The following is a 15,047-nucleotide window of genomic DNA, read 5'->3' as shown; positions in this document are numbered from 1 at the left end:
CGACCGTGCGTACCGACCCCGCCCCGCCCGCGCGTGACGCGTGCGTGCTGTCTAGCGCACGACCGTGATCCGGTTCGCCGCCGGCGGCGTGATCGGGTTCGTGGCCGAGGAGTTGGCCGTCAGGTACTTCTCCAGCGCCGCCAAGTCGTCGGAGCCGACCAGGTCGTTGGTGCCCTGACCCAGCGTCGGGAAGCCGTCGCCGCCGCCCGCGAGGAAGCTGTTCGTCGCGACGCGGTAGGTGGCCGTCGGGTTGATCGCCTCGCCGTTCAGCCTGACCGAGTCGGTCACCACCCGGTCGGCGCCCGTCTTCGTCAGATCCAGGGTGTACGTCAGACCGGACGAGACCTGCAGGATCTTCGGCGCGGCGGCGTTCGTCCCGCTCACCTGCTCCTTGAGGACCTGGATCAGCTGCGCGCCGGTGAAGTCCTGGAGGTTCACCGTGTTGGAGAACGGCTGCACGGTGAAGCCCTCGGCGTACGTCACCACACCGTCACCCTCGCTGCCCTTGGCCGCATAGGTCAGCGGTGCCCGGATGCCGCCCGGGTTCATCAGCGCCAGGTCCGTCTCCGGGTCCAGCTCCTTGCCGTGCGCGAGCTGCGCGTCCGCGATCAGGTCACCCATCGGGGACTCGGTACCGGCGTTGGGGATGTCCGCGGAGATGTACCCGATGGCGCGGTTGCCGATCGGCGCCGCGAGGGTGTTCCACTTGCTGATCAGCTCGGTCATGTCGGGCGCCTTGGCGACGTCCCGGGTGACCACGTGGTTCGCCGACTTCACGGCCGTACGGGCGATGTCGCCGGTGAAGCGGTCGTACGTCAGCGTCGTGTCCGTGTAGAGGCGGCCGAAGGACGCGGCCGAGGTGACCATGCGGGGCTTGCCCGACGGGTCGGGGATCGTGCAGACGTACGCCGCGTGGGTGTGGCCGGTGACCAGCGCGTCCACCTGCGGCGTGATGTTCTTGGCGATGTCGACGATCGGGCCGGAGATGCCGTCGCCCGCGCCAGGGGAGTCGCAGTTGTAGTTGTACGCGCCGGAGGCGGGCAGACCGCCCTCGTGGATGAGCGCCACGATCGACTTCACGCCCTGTGCCTGGAGCACGCGCGCGTACTTGTTGATCGTCTCGACCTCGTCCTTGAACTTCAGGCCCTTGACGCCGTCGGCGGAGACGACGCCCGGAGTGTCCTCCAGGGTCACGCCGATGAAGCCGACCTTGACGTCCTTCTTCTTCCACACCCAGTAGGGCTTGAGGATCGGCCTGTTCGTCTTCTCGTCGAGGACGTTCGCGGCGAGGTACGGGAAGTCGGCGCCCTCGAACTCCTCGCCCTCGACGTAGCAGCCGGCCGTCGGGTGGCAGCCGCCCTTCTGCAGGCGGCCCAGTTCCCTGGCGCCCTCGTCGAACTCGTGGTTGCCGACCGAGGTGACGTCCAGGTCGAGCTTGTTCAGCGCCTCGATGGTGGGCTCGTCGTGGAAGAGGCCCGAGATCAGCGGGGAGGCGCCGACCATGTCACCGCCGGCGGCGGTGATGGAGTACTTCTTGCCTTCGCGGGCCTTACGCAGATGGGTGGCCAGGTACTCCACACCGCCGGCGTCGATGGTCTTCGTCGTGCCGTCCGCCTGGAGCTCGGTGACCCGTCCGGAGGAACCGGCCGGCGGCTCCAGGTTGCCGTGCAGGTCGTTGAAGGACAGCAGCTGGACGTCCTGGTAGCGGCTGTAGGTGTATCCGCCGCCGTGCCGGGCGGAGCTCTCCTCCGCCGTCGCCGTCGCGGGGAGCGCCGCGGCCAGCGCGCCCGCGGTGGCGAGACCGGCGGCTCCGGCGAGGAGAAGGTGAGTACGGCGTCTGCGGCGCTGGCGCGCCTGCGACTCGGCTGGCATAAGCCCCCCTGTGGCTCGAAAGTGACATGGCCCCGTCGGGCCGCAGCCTAGAGTCAACGCGCGTAGCGCGACAGAGGGTTCACGGTTACTTTCTGGTTTCCCTTTGCCTGGCCCTTTGCCGCCACATTGCCGGGCGCTCCCCTTACCCTCGTACGCATGACCAGCGACGACACCGCACCCCCTCTCCCCTCCCGTTCCATCGAGACCCACTCCGCGCTCTCCCCGGAGCAGACCGAGGCCGTACTCGAACTGCTGGCGGAGGCCGCCCGGAACGACGGGCAGCAGGCGGTGTCCGAGCAGGGCCGGCTGCAACTGCGCGGCGGCGCGCGCGAGGGCGTCTCGCATCTGCTGCTCACCATCGCCGGCGAACTCGTCGGCTACGCCCAGCTGGAGGACACCGACCCGGTGGAGGCCCCGGCCGCCGAGCTGGTGGTCCACCCCTCGCACCGCGGCCACGGCCACGGCCGCGCGCTGGGCTCCGCCCTCCTCGCCGCGTCCGGCAAGCGGCTGCGGGTGTGGGCCCACGGGGGCCACGCCGCCGCCCGGCACCTCTCCCAGGTGCTCGGCCTCACCCTCTTCCGCGAACTGCGCCAGATGCGCCGCTCACTGGCGGACCTTCAGCTGGCGGACCCCGTACTCCCCCAGGGCGTGACGGTCCGCACCTACGTGCCCGGCCAGGACGACGCCGCCTGGCTCGCGGTGAACGCCGAGGCCTTCGCCCACCACCCCGAGCAGGGCTCCCTCACCCAGCGCGACCTCGACGACCGCAAGTCCGAGCCGTGGTTCGACCCGGCGGGGTTCTTCCTGGCGGAACGGGACGGCGAACTCGTCGGCTTCCACTGGACGAAGGTCCACGCGGCGGAGGGGCTCGGCGAGGTGTACGTCCTCGGCGTCCGCCCGGGCACCCAGGGCGGCGGCCTGGGCAAGGCCCTGACGACGATCGGGCTGCGGCACCTGGCGGCGCAGGGACTGCCTACGGCGATGCTGTACGTCGATGCCGACAACAAGGCGGCGGTGTCGGTGTACGAGCGGCTGGGGTTCGTGACGTACGAGACGGACTTGATGTACCGCACGGAGACCTGAGAACGCCGGGTCCGGGAGCGCCCATAGGGGGCGCGGGGCCGTATCGGGACATGCGGCTCCGCCGCGTGGGCGCGACCGGCCGCAATGCACCCGCAGACGCCCGACGGCCGATCGCGGCGCCCCCTGAGCGCTACGCTCTGCCGACCGGTCGGGCCCGCACCACCAGCACGTCCATCCCGAGTTCGTCGCCGGCGATCTCAAGCCCCGCCCACATCGCCCCGGCCGCCAGCAGGTTGAACGCCCGGTGCGGTGCGCACAGCACATCGGTCTCGCCGCCGCCCGCCAGTCGCTCCGCCACCGCTCGGGCCGCAGCCTCGGCGTCGGCGGCGTGCTGGCCGAGGACGGTTGGCACCGGCTTCCCGGCCCCCGACACGAACGCCTCCACGAGCAGCAGCGGAGCGCTCCGCTGAAGTGCCGCGATGCGCCGTCGCGCGTCCGCGGGTTCGTTGTGGCCGGTCGCGCCCGCGCGGCGGAAGCCGCATGTTGGATACCGCCCCGCGCCCCTTCGGGGCGCGGCAGCACCGCCTGCCCAACGCGACAACTGCGTCGTGACCGCCACCCCCGGCACCGCCCGGCCCAGCTCGGACAGCATCCACGCGCCCTGCACGAGCCCCGTCCCCAGCGCCCCGGCCCCCGCGCTCGCGGACCACGGCCGGTTCCCCTCCCCGGCACGCCCCTTGCCCAGCAGCGTCCAGTCGCCCGGCACGGGCACCGCCATCGGCGCCTCCAGTGCGAGCACCGCACTCCCGCCCCCGGTCAGCGCCCCGGTGACAGCCCGAGCTGCCGTGGCCGGGTCGCTCCCACAGCCCGCGAGCGCCTCCGGCACCGGTCCGTCATCCGGCACATCGACGGCCGCCCAGGCGAAGGAGCCGGTCCGCACGGAACCCACGTCGACGGCTACCACCCTCATGTCCGGCATGATCGCGCGCTCCTCCCCCTCTCGTACACCTCCGCGTACACCTCCCGCGCCTCCCGCCCCTCCCCGCTTGACTTCCTGATCTCCTTCCACCACCCTTTCACTACTCAATTAGTGAAAGGGTGGTGGAACGGATGGTCGAGTACCGCATCGACCGGCGCTCCGGCGTCGCCACCTACGTGCAGATCGTCCAGCAGACCAAACAGGCCCTGCGCCTCGGCCTGCTGGAGCCGGGCGACAAACTCCCCACGGCCCGTGAGGTCGTCGAGGCCACCGCCATCAACCCCAACACCGTCCTCAAGGCCTACCGCGAACTGGAGCGCGAGGGCCTGGTCGAGGCGCGGCGGGGACTCGGCACGTTCGTACGGCGCGGACTGGGCACCGCCCCGGCCGACTCGCCCCTGCGCACCGAACTGGACGCATGGGCCGTTCGGGCGCGCGAGGCCGGGCTGGACCGCGACGACGTGGACGCTCTCTTCACTTCCGTACTGGACACGCACTTCAAGGGGGACGACGCATGACCGAGACCGCCATCGAGGCGGCCGCGCTGAGCAAGAGCTTCGGGCGGCGCCGCAAGCAGGCGCTGGACGGCTGCGCCTTCCGGCTCCCGGCAGGCCGGATCTGCGCCGTCGTCGGCCCGAACGGCGCCGGCAAGTCGACGCTGCTCTCCCTCGCCGCCGGACTGCTGCGCCCCACCGACGGCACGATCACCGTCCTCGGCCAGGCCCCTGCGGCCGCGCGCGAGCGACTCGCGTACGTCGCCCAGGACAAGCCCCTGCACCCCCAGCTCACCGTCGCCGCCACCCTGCGACTGGGGCGGGAACTCAACCCCCGCCGCTGGGACGCCGCCGTCGCCGAGCGGATCGTCGCCGAGGGCGACCTCGACCCGGGCGCCAAGGTCCGCACGCTCTCCGGCGGCCAGCGCACCCGCGTCGCGCTCGCCCTCGCCCTCGGCAAGCGCCCCGAAGTCCTGCTCCTGGACGAGCCGATGGCCGACCTCGACCCGCTCGCCCGGCACCAGCTGATGGCCACGCTCATGGCCGACGCGGCCGACCGCGGCACCACGGCTGTCATGTCCTCGCACGTCGTCGCCGAACTGGACGGCGCCTGCGACCACCTCCTGCTGCTCGGCGCCGGCCGCGTCCGGCTCGCGGGCCCCCTGGACGACCTGCTCGACGCCCACCGGCTCGTCACGGGCCGGGCGGACGCGTCCCTGGACCCGCACACAGTGGTCGAGTCCCGCACGACGGGCCGTCAGCTCACCGCGCTCGTACGGCCGAGCGGCCCTCTCGGCGACGGCTGGCAGAGCACCGCCCCGACCCTGGAGGAGCTGGTCCTCGCCCACCTGCGCGCCCCCGAGGCGCCGGAACTGCGCTGCGACACCGCGCAGGAGGCCGCCGTATGACCGCCGTGACCGTCGAGAGGTCCGCTGCCGTCGCCGCGCCCTCCCGGGGGCCCCGCGGACTGCTCTGGGCGATGCTGCGGCTGCACCGCTGGGCGCTGTGGTTCTGGGTGCTGCTGGTGGCCGTCGGTGCGGGAGTGCTGCTGTGGGCTTACGGTCCGGGGGCGGACGCCGCGTGGGCCGAGTACCGGGCGATGGGCTGCGACCGGGAGAGCCCGAACCTGTGCGACTACACCGGCTCCCTGTACGGGCGGTACGGCGTCGCCGTCGCCGTCGGTTCCGGCCTCGTCAACCTTGCGCCGCTCCTCGCCGCCGCCTGGGCGGGCGCCTCGCTGATCGGCCGGGAACTGGAGAGCGGCACGGCCGCCCTCGCCTGGACCCAGTCGGTCTCCCCGGCCCGCTGGCTGGCCGCCAAGCTCGCCGTCCCGGCCGCCCTGCTCGGCTGCGGGGTCGCCCTGCTCACCCTGCTGCACCGCCTGACGTGGACGGCGAACCGCGACCTGTGGCGGGCCATGGGCACCTGGGAGTGGCACGAGAGCAACATCTACGTGGCCAACGGCACCCTCGCCACCGCCTACGCCCTCCTCGGCCTCGCCGTCGGCGTCCTCGCGGGCCTGCTCCAGCGCCGGGCCCTGCCCGCGCTCGGCACGGCGGTCGTCGGCCTGCTGGCCCTGATGTACGGGCTCGCCGCGTGGCGCCCGTACCTGTGGCCGGTCGAGACACTCACGGACAAGGACGTGTACCCGCCGTACATCGGCATGGTCGTCGGCGAGGGCGCCCTCACCTCCACCGGAGCCCGGGTCGCGGACCCCATCTGCGTAGACGACACCAAGTGCCTCGCCGAGCACGACATCGTCGGGTTCTACCGCGACTACCACCCGTCCTCCCACTTCTGGCCCCTCCAGCTCGTGGAGAGCGGCATCGTCCTCGCCGTCGCGGCCCTGGCGGTCCTGATCGCCTTCCGGCTGCTGAGCCGCCGTACCGGAGCCGCCGTATGACCACTCTCTCCATGACCGCCGCCCCTGCCACACGCGTCCCGCGCGGCCCGCGCGGGCTGGTGTGGGTCGTCCTGCGGACGCACCGCACGGCCCTGATCTTCTGGGGACTGGCTCTGATCGCCGCCACGGCCCTCCTGATCTGGATGTACGCGATCGGGGACGAGGCCCGCCCGGCCTACGGCGGATGCGCCGAACCGCCGACGGACGACCTCCCCTCGTGCTCGGCGATCGAGGCGATCACCGCCGACGAGACGTACGCCAACGGGATCGCCCTCGTCACCACGGCCCTGTGCTACGTGATCTTCCCCGTGGCCGCCTGGGCGGGCGGCGCGCTCATCGGGCGCGAGCTGGAGAACGGCACCGCCCGGCTCGCCTGGACCCAGTCGGTCACCCCGGTCCGCTGGCTGGCCACCAAGCTCGCCGTGCCGGCCGCCCTGCTCACGGCCGGTACCGGCACCGTCCTGCTGCTGAACATCTGGGCCCGCGGGGACGACAACCCGAACCTCGTCGGGGACTGGTACGGACCCGACCAGTTCGCCGGCACCGGCCCGGTGACCATCGCCTACGCCCTCGCCGGGCTCGCCCTCGGCGCACTCGCCGGGCTGCTGCTGCGCCGGGCGCTGCCCGCCGCCGGGGTGGGCCTCGCGGCCGCCCTCGTCCTCTACGGCACGCTGGACCGTTACCGCGAGGACCTCTGGCCGACGGTCACCCGCACCGAGAAGGGCCAGTTCGAGCTGCCCCGGTCGGCCTGGCAGACGCACTGGGACGCCGTCTGGGGCCGGCACCCCGGGGAGGACACCCCGCTGTCCACCAGCGCGACCTTCCACCCCCGGTCCCACTTCTGGCCGCTCCAGTACGTCGAGACCGGCATCCTTCTCGCCGTGGCCGCCGCCGCGACGGCCGCCGCCTTCTGGGTGCTGCGCCGCCGTACGCCGTAAAAGGCCACCGCCCCCTCAAGACCACCGCACGTCCCTCCACGGGGGGAGGGACGTGCGGCTCGGGCATATGCCCGGGGCACTCGGCGGGAGACGTGGACGCCCGTGAGCCGCTCCCCGCTATCCCGCACGCCATGTCTCCGTAACCATTGGTTCAGACGGACTTGCGACCCTCGGCCAATGACCACCGCCGTGCCAGAGCCTTCGCCGCCCCCCGGGGGGAGCGCGAGGAACGGGGACGCACGACGCCTCCCCGCCACGCTCCCACCCGCGCTCTCCGACGCGCCTGTAAGCCTCGACGCGCGGAACAATGGGCATATGAGCCAGTCCACAAACGCCCAGGCCACGGTCCAGCACGCGCAGCCCTCCGTGGGCTCCATAGCGGCGCACCGCCCGCACACGGTCACCTCGGCGGCGGTCGTCTCCGAACTGGAACCCGACATCGACGCCGACCTCGACGCCTACGAGGTCTCCGAGATCGACGGAGTCCAGCTGCCCCAGGGCCGGTTCCTGGACCGGGAGCGCAGCTGGCTCGCGTTCAACGAGCGCGTCCTCGAACTCGCCGAGGACCCGAACACCCCGCTCCTGGAGCGGGCGAACTTCCTGGCGATCTTCGCCAGCAACCTGGACGAGTTCTTCATGGTCCGGGTGGCCGGTCTGAAGCGCCGTATCGCGACCGGTGTCGCCACCCGGTCCGCGTCCGGCCTGCAGCCGCGCGAGGTCCTGGAGATGATCTGGGCCCGCTCCCGCGAGCTGATGGCCCGGCACGCCGCCTGCTACCACGAGGACGTCGCCCCCGCGCTCGCGGAGGAGGGCATCCACCTGGTCCGCTGGAACGAGCTGACGGAGAAGGAGCAGGCCCGCCTCTTCACCCTGTTCCGGCACCAGATCTTCCCGGTGCTGACCCCGCTGGCGGTCGACCCGGCGCACCCCTTCCCGTACATCTCCGGCCTGTCCCTGAACCTGGCCGTGCGCGTACGCAATCCCGTCACCGGCACCCCGCACTTCGCCCGCGTCAAGGTGCCGCCGCTGCTCTCCCGCTTCCTGGAGGCCTCTCCCGGCCGGTTCGTCCCGCTGGAGGACGTCATCGCGGCCCACCTGGAGGAGTTGTTCCCGGGCATGGAGGTCCTGGAGCACCACGCCTTCCGGGTCACCCGCAACGAGGACCTGGAGGTCGAGGAGGACGACGCCGAGAACCTGCTCCAGGCCCTGGAGAAGGAGCTCATGCGGCGCCGCTTCGGGCCGCCGGTGCGCCTGGAGGTCGAGGAGAACATCAACCAGGAGGTCCTGGACCTGCTGGTGCGCGAGCTGAAGATCAGCGAGGCCGAGGTGTACCCGCTGACCGGCCCCCTGGACCTCACGGGCCTGTTCCGCATCGCCTCCATCGACCGGCCCGAGCTGAAGTACCCGAAGTTCGTCGCGGGCACCCATCGCGATCTCGCCGAGGTCGAGTCGGCGTCCGCGCCGGACATCTTCGCGGCCCTGCGCAACCGGGACGTCCTCCTCCACCACCCGTACGACTCCTTCTCCACGTCCGTGCAGGCGTTCCTGGAGCAGGCGGCCGACGACCCGGACGTCCTCGCGATCAAGCAGACCCTGTACCGGACCTCCGGCGACTCGCCCATAGTCAACGCGCTCATCGACGCGGCCGAGGCCGGCAAGCAGGTCCTCGTCCTGGTCGAGATCAAGGCCCGCTTCGACGAGCACGCCAACATCAAGTGGGCGCGCAAGCTGGAGGAGGCCGGCTGCCACGTGGTCTACGGCCTCGTCGGTCTGAAGACCCACTGCAAGCTGTCGCTGGTGGTCCGCCAGGAGGGCGAGACGCTACGGCGCTACAGCCACGTCGGCACCGGCAACTACCACCCGAAGACGGCGCGGCTCTACGAGGACCTGGGGCTGCTGACGGCCGACCCGCAGGTGGGCGCGGACCTCTCGGACCTGTTCAACCGCCTCTCCGGCTACTCCCGCCGGGAGACGTACCGCCGCCTTCTGGTGGCCCCCAAGTCCCTGCGCGACGGCCTGGTCTCGCGGATCAACAAGGAGGTCCAGCACCACCGTGCCGGACGTCCCGCCTATGTCCGCATCAAGGTGAACTCGATCGTCGACGAGGCGCTCATCGACGCCTGCTACCGCGCGTCCCAGGCGGGCGTGCCGGTCGACATCTGGGTGCGCGGCATCTGCGCGGTCCGCCCGGGTGTGGCGGGACTGTCGGAGAACATCCGCGTCCGCTCGGTCCTCGGCCGCTTCCTCGAACACTCCCGGGTCTTCGCCTTCGGCAACGGCGGCGAACCCGAGGTGTGGATCGGCAGCGCCGACATGATGCACCGCAACCTCGACCGCCGTATAGAGGCCCTGGTCAGGGTCACCGACCCGGCCCACCGTGCCGCGCTGAACCGGCTCATGGAGACCGGTATGTCGGACACCACCGCGTCCTGGCACCTCGGGCCGGACGGTGAGTGGACCCGGCATGCGACGGACGGGGACGGCCAGCCCCTGCGCAACGTCCAGGAGATGCTCATAGACGCCCGGAGGCGCCGGCGTGGCACAGCAACACCTTGATCCGACGGACCCCACGGCCGGGGTGATCACGGGGGATGCCCTCGCGGGCTACCTGCGCACCCAGGCCACGGAGTTCCTCCGAGCCCTGCGTCTGCACCGGGAGACCGGTGCGGGTGCGGCGGGCGGCTCGGAGGAGTCCGTCGACGCGGCCCGCGCGCTACGCCGCTCGGCCCGCCGCATCAGCGCCAGCCTGCACACGTTCCGCCCCCTGCTGGACGCCGACTGGTCGGAGTCCATCCGCCCGGAACTGGCCTGGCTCTCCGGAACGCTGGCCCTGGAACACGCCTACGCGGCCCGTCTGGAACGCCTGCTCCTGGCACTCCACCGCCTGTCGGGGGCGACCGCACTGCCGACGCAGCCCGGGGCGGCGGGCCTGCCGGGTGCGGGGGCAGGGGGCCTGTCCGGTGCGGGTGCCGGATCGGGCGCGGGTGCCGGATCAGGTTCGGGTGGCGTGTCCGGTGCGGGCGCGGGCAGTGGCTCGGCCGCGGCAGCCGCGGGCAGCCGTACGGGCGTAGCCGCGGGCACTCGTGCCGCCGGGGTGACGCCCGTCCCGCAGAAAGCGGCACCCGGTAGCACCGGCCCGGCGGCCCACCCCGCGGCCACCCTCGAGCGCGGCAACCTCACCGTGGGCGCGGCCAAAGCGGGCGCCCTGCTGGAACGCCAGCTCACCCTCGCCCGGACCCGAGCCCACTCCAGCGCGCTCCAGGCCCTCGGCAGCAGCCGCTTTCACGCCGTGGCCGACACCATCGCCGTACTGGCCAGCGAGGTCCCCCTCACCCCCGCCGCGGCCACCGCCGACCTGCGCCCCCTCGCGGCGGCCGCCGAGGAGCGGCTCACCGACGCCGTGACGGCGCTGCCGCTGCTCACCGCCGGCCACCCCTACAACGCGGAGGCCCTGATCCACGGCCTGTCCCCGGACCCGGCCCCGCATCCGCAGGACGCCCCCTGGCACCAGGTCCGCCTGCTGCTGCGCCTGCACCGCTATGCGCGCGAGGTCCTGTACGGCGACGACCACCCGGTGGACGTACGGCTGCTGGCGTCCGGCCAGGCCCTGAACCGGCACCGCGACGCCTCGGAGGCGGCCGCGGCCGCGGCCCAGGCGGCCCGCACCCCGCGCATCGCCCCGGCGACGGCGTACGCCCTCGGCGTGCTGCACGCCGACCAGCGGCACGAGGTGGAGGCGGCGCGGTTCGCGTTCCAGCAGTCCTGGCAGATGCGGACGGTAGGCACCCCTTAGACACCCCAGGCGCCCTCAGGCACCCAAGCACCCCTTGGGCACTCCCGAAGGAGGCACACCCGGTGACTCAAGCGAACGACCTCACCGTCCATGCGGCCGGCTGTGTCCTGTGGCGCCGCTCACCGGTAGACGGTGAGCTGGAGATATGCCTGATCCACCGACCGAAGTACGACGACTGGTCCCACCCGAAGGGCAAGCTGAAACGCGGAGAGGACGCTCTCGCCGGCGCCCTGCGCGAGGTGGCGGAGGAGACGGGGCACTCCGCTCGGCCCGGCGCCCGGCTCCCCACGCTGCGGTACCTGGCGAACGGCCGCCCCAAGGAGGTCCGCTACTGGGCGGCCGAGGCGGGATCCGGCACCTTCACCCCGGGCACCGAGGTGGACCGCCTGCTGTGGCTCTCCCCCACGGCCGCCCGGAGCCGCCTGACCCAGCCGAGGGACCGCTCCCTCGTGGACGCGTTGCTGGAGTCGCTCCGCCCGGCATAGCCCGAAGCAACCCGCACAAATTCTCGGAATACACCCGTGTCCTCAACGTGAGCGTTCCGTTACCTCACCGCACCGTCCCCAGGGGTTCACCCCGCGTTCATTTACGTCCATCGGCGCCTTCACCTGTTCTGCCTAATTTCAGCCTTGCACGATGACGGACCGCGCCCCGGGGGGACGTGGTCGCATCACCCAGTCTTCGCACGCCGCCGAATTCAGGACGGCGGCTCTCGGAAGGAACTCCCTCAAGTGAAGCTTCAGCGCAAGAACCGGCGGGCACTCGCTCTCGGCGCTCTCGCCGTCTCCGGCGCCCTGGCCCTCACGGCGTGCGGCTCGGACGACACCGGCAACAGCAACGGCGGCGACGCTTCCGCCCCCGCCAACGCCAGCAACATCAAGTGTGACGACGCCTCCGGCCAGCTGCTCTCCGACGGCTCCTCCGCGCAGAAGAACGCGGTCGACGCGTGGGTCAAGCAGTTCTCGTCCGCCTGCAAGGTGGAGATCAACTACAAGGCCGGCGGTTCCGGTGCCGGTGTCACCGCGTTCACGCAGGGCCAGATCCCCTGGGCCGGTTCGGACTCGGCGCTGAAGCCCGAAGAGGTCGAGGCCTCCAAGAAGGTCTGCTCCGGCGGCCAGGGCATCGACCTGCCGATGGTCGGCGGCCCGATCGCTCTCGGCTACAACGTCCCGGGTGTGGACAGCCTCGTCCTCGACGCCCCGACGATCGCCAAGATCTTCAACGACAAGATCAAGAACTGGAACGACCCGGCGATCGCGAAGCTGAACCCCGACGCCAAGCTGCCCAACCTGAAGATCCAGGCCTTCCACCGCTCCGACGAGTCCGGCACCACGGACAACTTCACCAAGTACCTGATCGCCACCGCCAAGAGCGACTTCCCCTACGAGGGCGGCAAGGCCTGGCAGGCCAAGGGCGGCCAGTCCGCTCCGCAGTCCTCCGGCGTGGCCGCGCAGGTCAAGCAGACCGCCGGCGCGATCGGCTACTTCGAGCTGTCGTACGCCAAGGACGGCATCAAGGCCGCCCAGATCAACACCGGTGCCTCCGCCCCGGTCGAGGCCACCGTCGACAACGCCACCAAGGCCATCGCGGACGCCAAGGTCGTGGGCACCGGCAGTGACCTCGCCCTGAAGCTCAACTACAACACCAAGGCCGAGGGTGCCTACCCGATGGTCCTGGTGACGTACGAGATCGTCTGCGACAAGGGCAACAAGGCCGAGACCCTGCCCGCGGTCAAGGCGTTCCTGCGCTACGCCGCCTCCGAGGACGGCCAGAAGATCCTCGCCGAGAACGACTACGCGCCGATGCCCGACGACATCATCGCCAAGGTCCGTACCACCGTCGAGAGCCTGAGCTGATCTGAGAGTGCGGTCCGGTCTCCCCGCGGGACCGGACCGCACCGTCCGGTGCACCGCCGCCAGGAGCCGTACCCGGCGTACTGCTCCGCAGACCGGAGAACCCGATGGACACAACACAGATAACTGACACGCCTCCCCCCCTCCCCCAGCCGTCCACAGGCGAGCAGAAGCGCGCGGCCCGTGGCGCCACCCGGCCCGGAGACCGCATCTTCCTCGGTCTCTCTCGTGGGTCGGGCATTCTGCTGCTGGTGATCATGGCCGCGATCGCCGGCTTCCTCACCTACCGCGCCGCCCTGGCCATCAGCAAGGACGACGGCAACTTCCTGACCACCTTCGAGTGGAACACCGGCGTCAACCCGCCGGTCTTCGGCATCGCGGTCCTGGCCTTCGGCACGGTCGTGTCCTCGATCATCGCCATGGTCATCGCGGTCCCGGTCGCGGTCGCCATCGCGCTGTTCCTCACCCACTACGCCCCGCGCCGGCTGAGCGGCCCGATCGCCTATGTGATCGACCTGCTCGCCGCCGTGCCGTCCATCGTCTACGGCCTGTGGGGCGCCCTGATCCTGGTGCCGCACCTGAACGGCCTGTTCGGCTGGCTGAACGACTACCTCGGCTGGACCGGCATCTTCGAGTGGCAGGGCGGCGCCGCCCGCTCCATGCTCACGGTCGGCATCCTGCTCGCGATCATGATCCTGCCGATCATCACCAACGTGAGCCGTGAGGTCTTCCGCCAGGTGCCGCAGATGCACGAGGAGGCGGCGCTGGCCCTCGGCGCCACCCGCTGGGAAGTGATCCGCATGGCGGTCCTCCCCTTCGGCCGCTCGGGCGTGATCTCCGCCTCGATGCTCGGCCTCGGCCGCGCCCTCGGCGAGACCATGGCCGTCGCCACCGTGCTCTCCCCCGACTTCCAGATCCACGCCAGCCTGCTCGACCCGGGCGGCGGCACCTTCGCCCAGAACATCGCCAGCAAGTTCAGCGAGGCCACCGAGTTCGGCCGTGACGCGCTGATCGCCTCCGGTCTGGTCCTGTTCGTCATCACCCTGATCGTCAACGGCGCGGCCCGCGCGATCATCGCCCGCCGCAAGGAGTACTCGGGGGCCAACGCATGAGCACCGCAACCATCACCCCGAAGGGCCCGAGCACCCTGCGCGGCGCCCGCCTGCCCAAGTGGGCTCCGTGGGCCATCGCCGCCGGATCCGTCGCGCTCGGACTCGGCATCAGCGCCGCCGCCGGTCTGCACAGCAGCATCCAGTGGGCACTGATCGCCGCGCTTCTCTACATCTTCGGCACGTATGTCATCGCCGCCCGGGTCGAGAACCGCCGCCAGGCCAAGGACCGCGTGGTCACCGCGCTGGTGTGGGTCGCCTTCGTGCTCGCCGTGGTGCCGCTGGCCTCCCTGGTGTGGTCGACCGTCCAGCGCGGTGTGAAGGTCCTCGACGGCTACTTCCTGAGCCACTCGATGGGCGTGGTCGCCGACTCGGAGCCGGGCGGCGGCATCTACCACGCCATCCTCGGCACGCTGGAGCAGGTCGGCCTCGCCACGCTGATCGCCGCGCCGATCGGCGTGCTCACCGCGATCTACCTGGTGGAGTACGGGCGCGGCAGCCTCGCCCGGGCCGTCACCTTCTTCGTCGACGTCATGACCGGCATTCCGTCGATCGTCGCCGGCCTGTTCATCCTCAGCCTCATGCTGATGTTCGACATGCAGCCCTTCGGCTTCGCCGGCTCGCTCGCCCTCGCGATCCTGATGATGCCGGTCGTCGTCCGCTCCACCGAGGAGATGCTCAAGCTCGTCCCGAACGAGCTGCGCGAGGCCTCCCTGGCGCTCGGCGTGCCCAAGTGGCGCACCATCCTGAAGGTGGTCCTGCCGACCTCGCTCGGCGGCATCACCACCGGCATCATGCTGTCCGTCGCGCGCATCGCCGGTGAGACCGCGCCCGTGCTGCTGCTGGTGTTCGGCAGCAAGTTCATCAACGCCAACCCCTTCGAAGGTGCGCAGGCGTCGCTCCCGCTGTACATCTACCAGCAGTACGGTTCGGGCGAGGCCCCGGCGTACGACCGCGCGTGGGCGGCGTCGCTGACACTGATCGCCTTCGTGATGATCCTCAACCTGGTGGCCCGCGGGATCGCCCGCTGGAAGGCCCCGAAGACCGGTCGCTGAGGCGACAATTTCCGGCTCCGCCGGGCGG

The 15,047-nt window shown here is 71.5% G+C and carries 13 protein-coding genes; 11 read left to right on the top strand and 2 right to left on the bottom strand.

The window, feature by feature from the left end; genetic code table 11:
- Window positions 1-51: 51 nt before the first annotated feature.
- Window positions 52-1,872 carry a bifunctional metallophosphatase/5'-nucleotidase gene (locus ACIBU0_RS17190; RefSeq protein ID WP_398818430.1) on the bottom strand — a complete coding sequence of 607 codons (1,821 nt, stop codon included), beginning with the start codon at window positions 1,870-1,872 and terminating at the stop codon, window positions 52-54.
- Between the two features lie 156 nt (window positions 1,873-2,028).
- Here ACIBU0_RS17190 and mshD point away from each other — a divergent pair, with 156 nt between their 5' ends.
- Window positions 2,029-2,955, top strand: coding sequence for a mycothiol synthase (gene mshD, locus ACIBU0_RS17185; RefSeq protein WP_398818428.1), 927 nt, complete (start codon window positions 2,029-2,031; stop codon window positions 2,953-2,955).
- Between the two features lie 130 nt (window positions 2,956-3,085).
- On the opposite strand, the gene ACIBU0_RS17180 is transcribed toward mshD, so the two are convergent.
- Complete coding sequence (locus tag ACIBU0_RS17180) at window positions 3,086-3,865, bottom strand: hypothetical protein (RefSeq protein ID WP_398818425.1); 780 nt, start codon at window positions 3,863-3,865, stop codon at window positions 3,086-3,088.
- Window positions 3,866-4,005: 140 nt separating this feature from the next.
- Here ACIBU0_RS17180 and ACIBU0_RS17175 point away from each other — a divergent pair, with 140 nt between their 5' ends.
- The 10 genes from ACIBU0_RS17175 (at window position 4,006) to pstA (ending at window position 15,019) form a co-directional block, all read left to right on the top strand.
- The gene (locus tag ACIBU0_RS17175) at window positions 4,006-4,392 is read left to right on the top strand and encodes a GntR family transcriptional regulator (RefSeq protein ID WP_398818422.1); all 387 of its coding nucleotides are present in this window, start codon (window positions 4,006-4,008) and stop codon (window positions 4,390-4,392) included.
- Window positions 4,389-5,276 carry an ABC transporter ATP-binding protein gene (locus ACIBU0_RS17170; protein WP_398818420.1) on the top strand — a complete coding sequence of 296 codons (888 nt, stop codon included), beginning with the start codon at window positions 4,389-4,391 and terminating at the stop codon, window positions 5,274-5,276. Before ACIBU0_RS17175 ends, ACIBU0_RS17170 begins: the two co-directional genes overlap by 4 nt.
- Window positions 5,273-6,271, top strand: a complete 999-nt coding sequence (locus tag ACIBU0_RS17165; protein ID WP_398818417.1) for an ABC transporter permease — start codon at window positions 5,273-5,275, stop codon at window positions 6,269-6,271. Before ACIBU0_RS17170 ends, ACIBU0_RS17165 begins: the two co-directional genes overlap by 4 nt.
- Window positions 6,268-7,209 carry a hypothetical protein gene (locus ACIBU0_RS17160; RefSeq protein WP_398818415.1) on the top strand — a complete coding sequence of 314 codons (942 nt, stop codon included), beginning with the start codon at window positions 6,268-6,270 and terminating at the stop codon, window positions 7,207-7,209. The genes ACIBU0_RS17165 and ACIBU0_RS17160 overlap by 4 nt, the downstream gene beginning before the upstream one ends.
- Before the next feature lie 177 nt (window positions 7,210-7,386).
- The gene (locus tag ACIBU0_RS17155; protein ID WP_398818412.1) at window positions 7,387-9,765 is read left to right on the top strand and encodes an RNA degradosome polyphosphate kinase; all 2,379 of its coding nucleotides are present in this window, start codon (window positions 7,387-7,389) and stop codon (window positions 9,763-9,765) included.
- Window positions 9,746-11,002: a CHAD domain-containing protein gene (locus ACIBU0_RS17150; protein ID WP_398818409.1), complete on the top strand. Its 1,257-nt coding sequence runs from the start codon at window positions 9,746-9,748 to the stop codon at window positions 11,000-11,002. Before ACIBU0_RS17155 ends, ACIBU0_RS17150 begins: the two co-directional genes overlap by 20 nt.
- A 62-nt stretch (window positions 11,003-11,064) precedes the next feature.
- On the top strand, window positions 11,065-11,487 hold the full coding sequence (locus ACIBU0_RS17145; protein WP_398818407.1) for an NUDIX hydrolase: 423 nt from the start codon (window positions 11,065-11,067) through the stop codon (window positions 11,485-11,487).
- 246 nt (window positions 11,488-11,733) lie between these two features.
- Entirely contained in the window at window positions 11,734-12,858 is a 1,125-nt protein-coding gene (pstS, locus tag ACIBU0_RS17140; RefSeq protein WP_398818404.1) for a phosphate ABC transporter substrate-binding protein PstS, read from the top strand.
- A 104-nt stretch (window positions 12,859-12,962) separates the two neighbouring features.
- On the top strand, window positions 12,963-13,967 hold the full coding sequence (pstC, locus tag ACIBU0_RS17135) for a phosphate ABC transporter permease subunit PstC (RefSeq protein WP_398818401.1): 1,005 nt from the start codon (window positions 12,963-12,965) through the stop codon (window positions 13,965-13,967).
- Window positions 13,964-15,019 carry a phosphate ABC transporter permease PstA gene (gene pstA / locus ACIBU0_RS17130; protein WP_398818398.1) on the top strand — a complete coding sequence of 352 codons (1,056 nt, stop codon included), beginning with the start codon at window positions 13,964-13,966 and terminating at the stop codon, window positions 15,017-15,019. The genes pstC and pstA overlap by 4 nt, the downstream gene beginning before the upstream one ends.
- Window positions 15,020-15,047 lie beyond the last annotated feature (28 nt).

It is taken from the genome of Streptomyces sp. NPDC049627 (assembly GCF_044465645.1).
GTDB lineage: Bacteria > Actinomycetota > Actinomycetes > Streptomycetales > Streptomycetaceae > Streptomyces.
The sequence above is the reverse complement of the archived record's forward strand: the minus strand, read 5'-3'. Positions and strand labels throughout refer to the sequence as shown.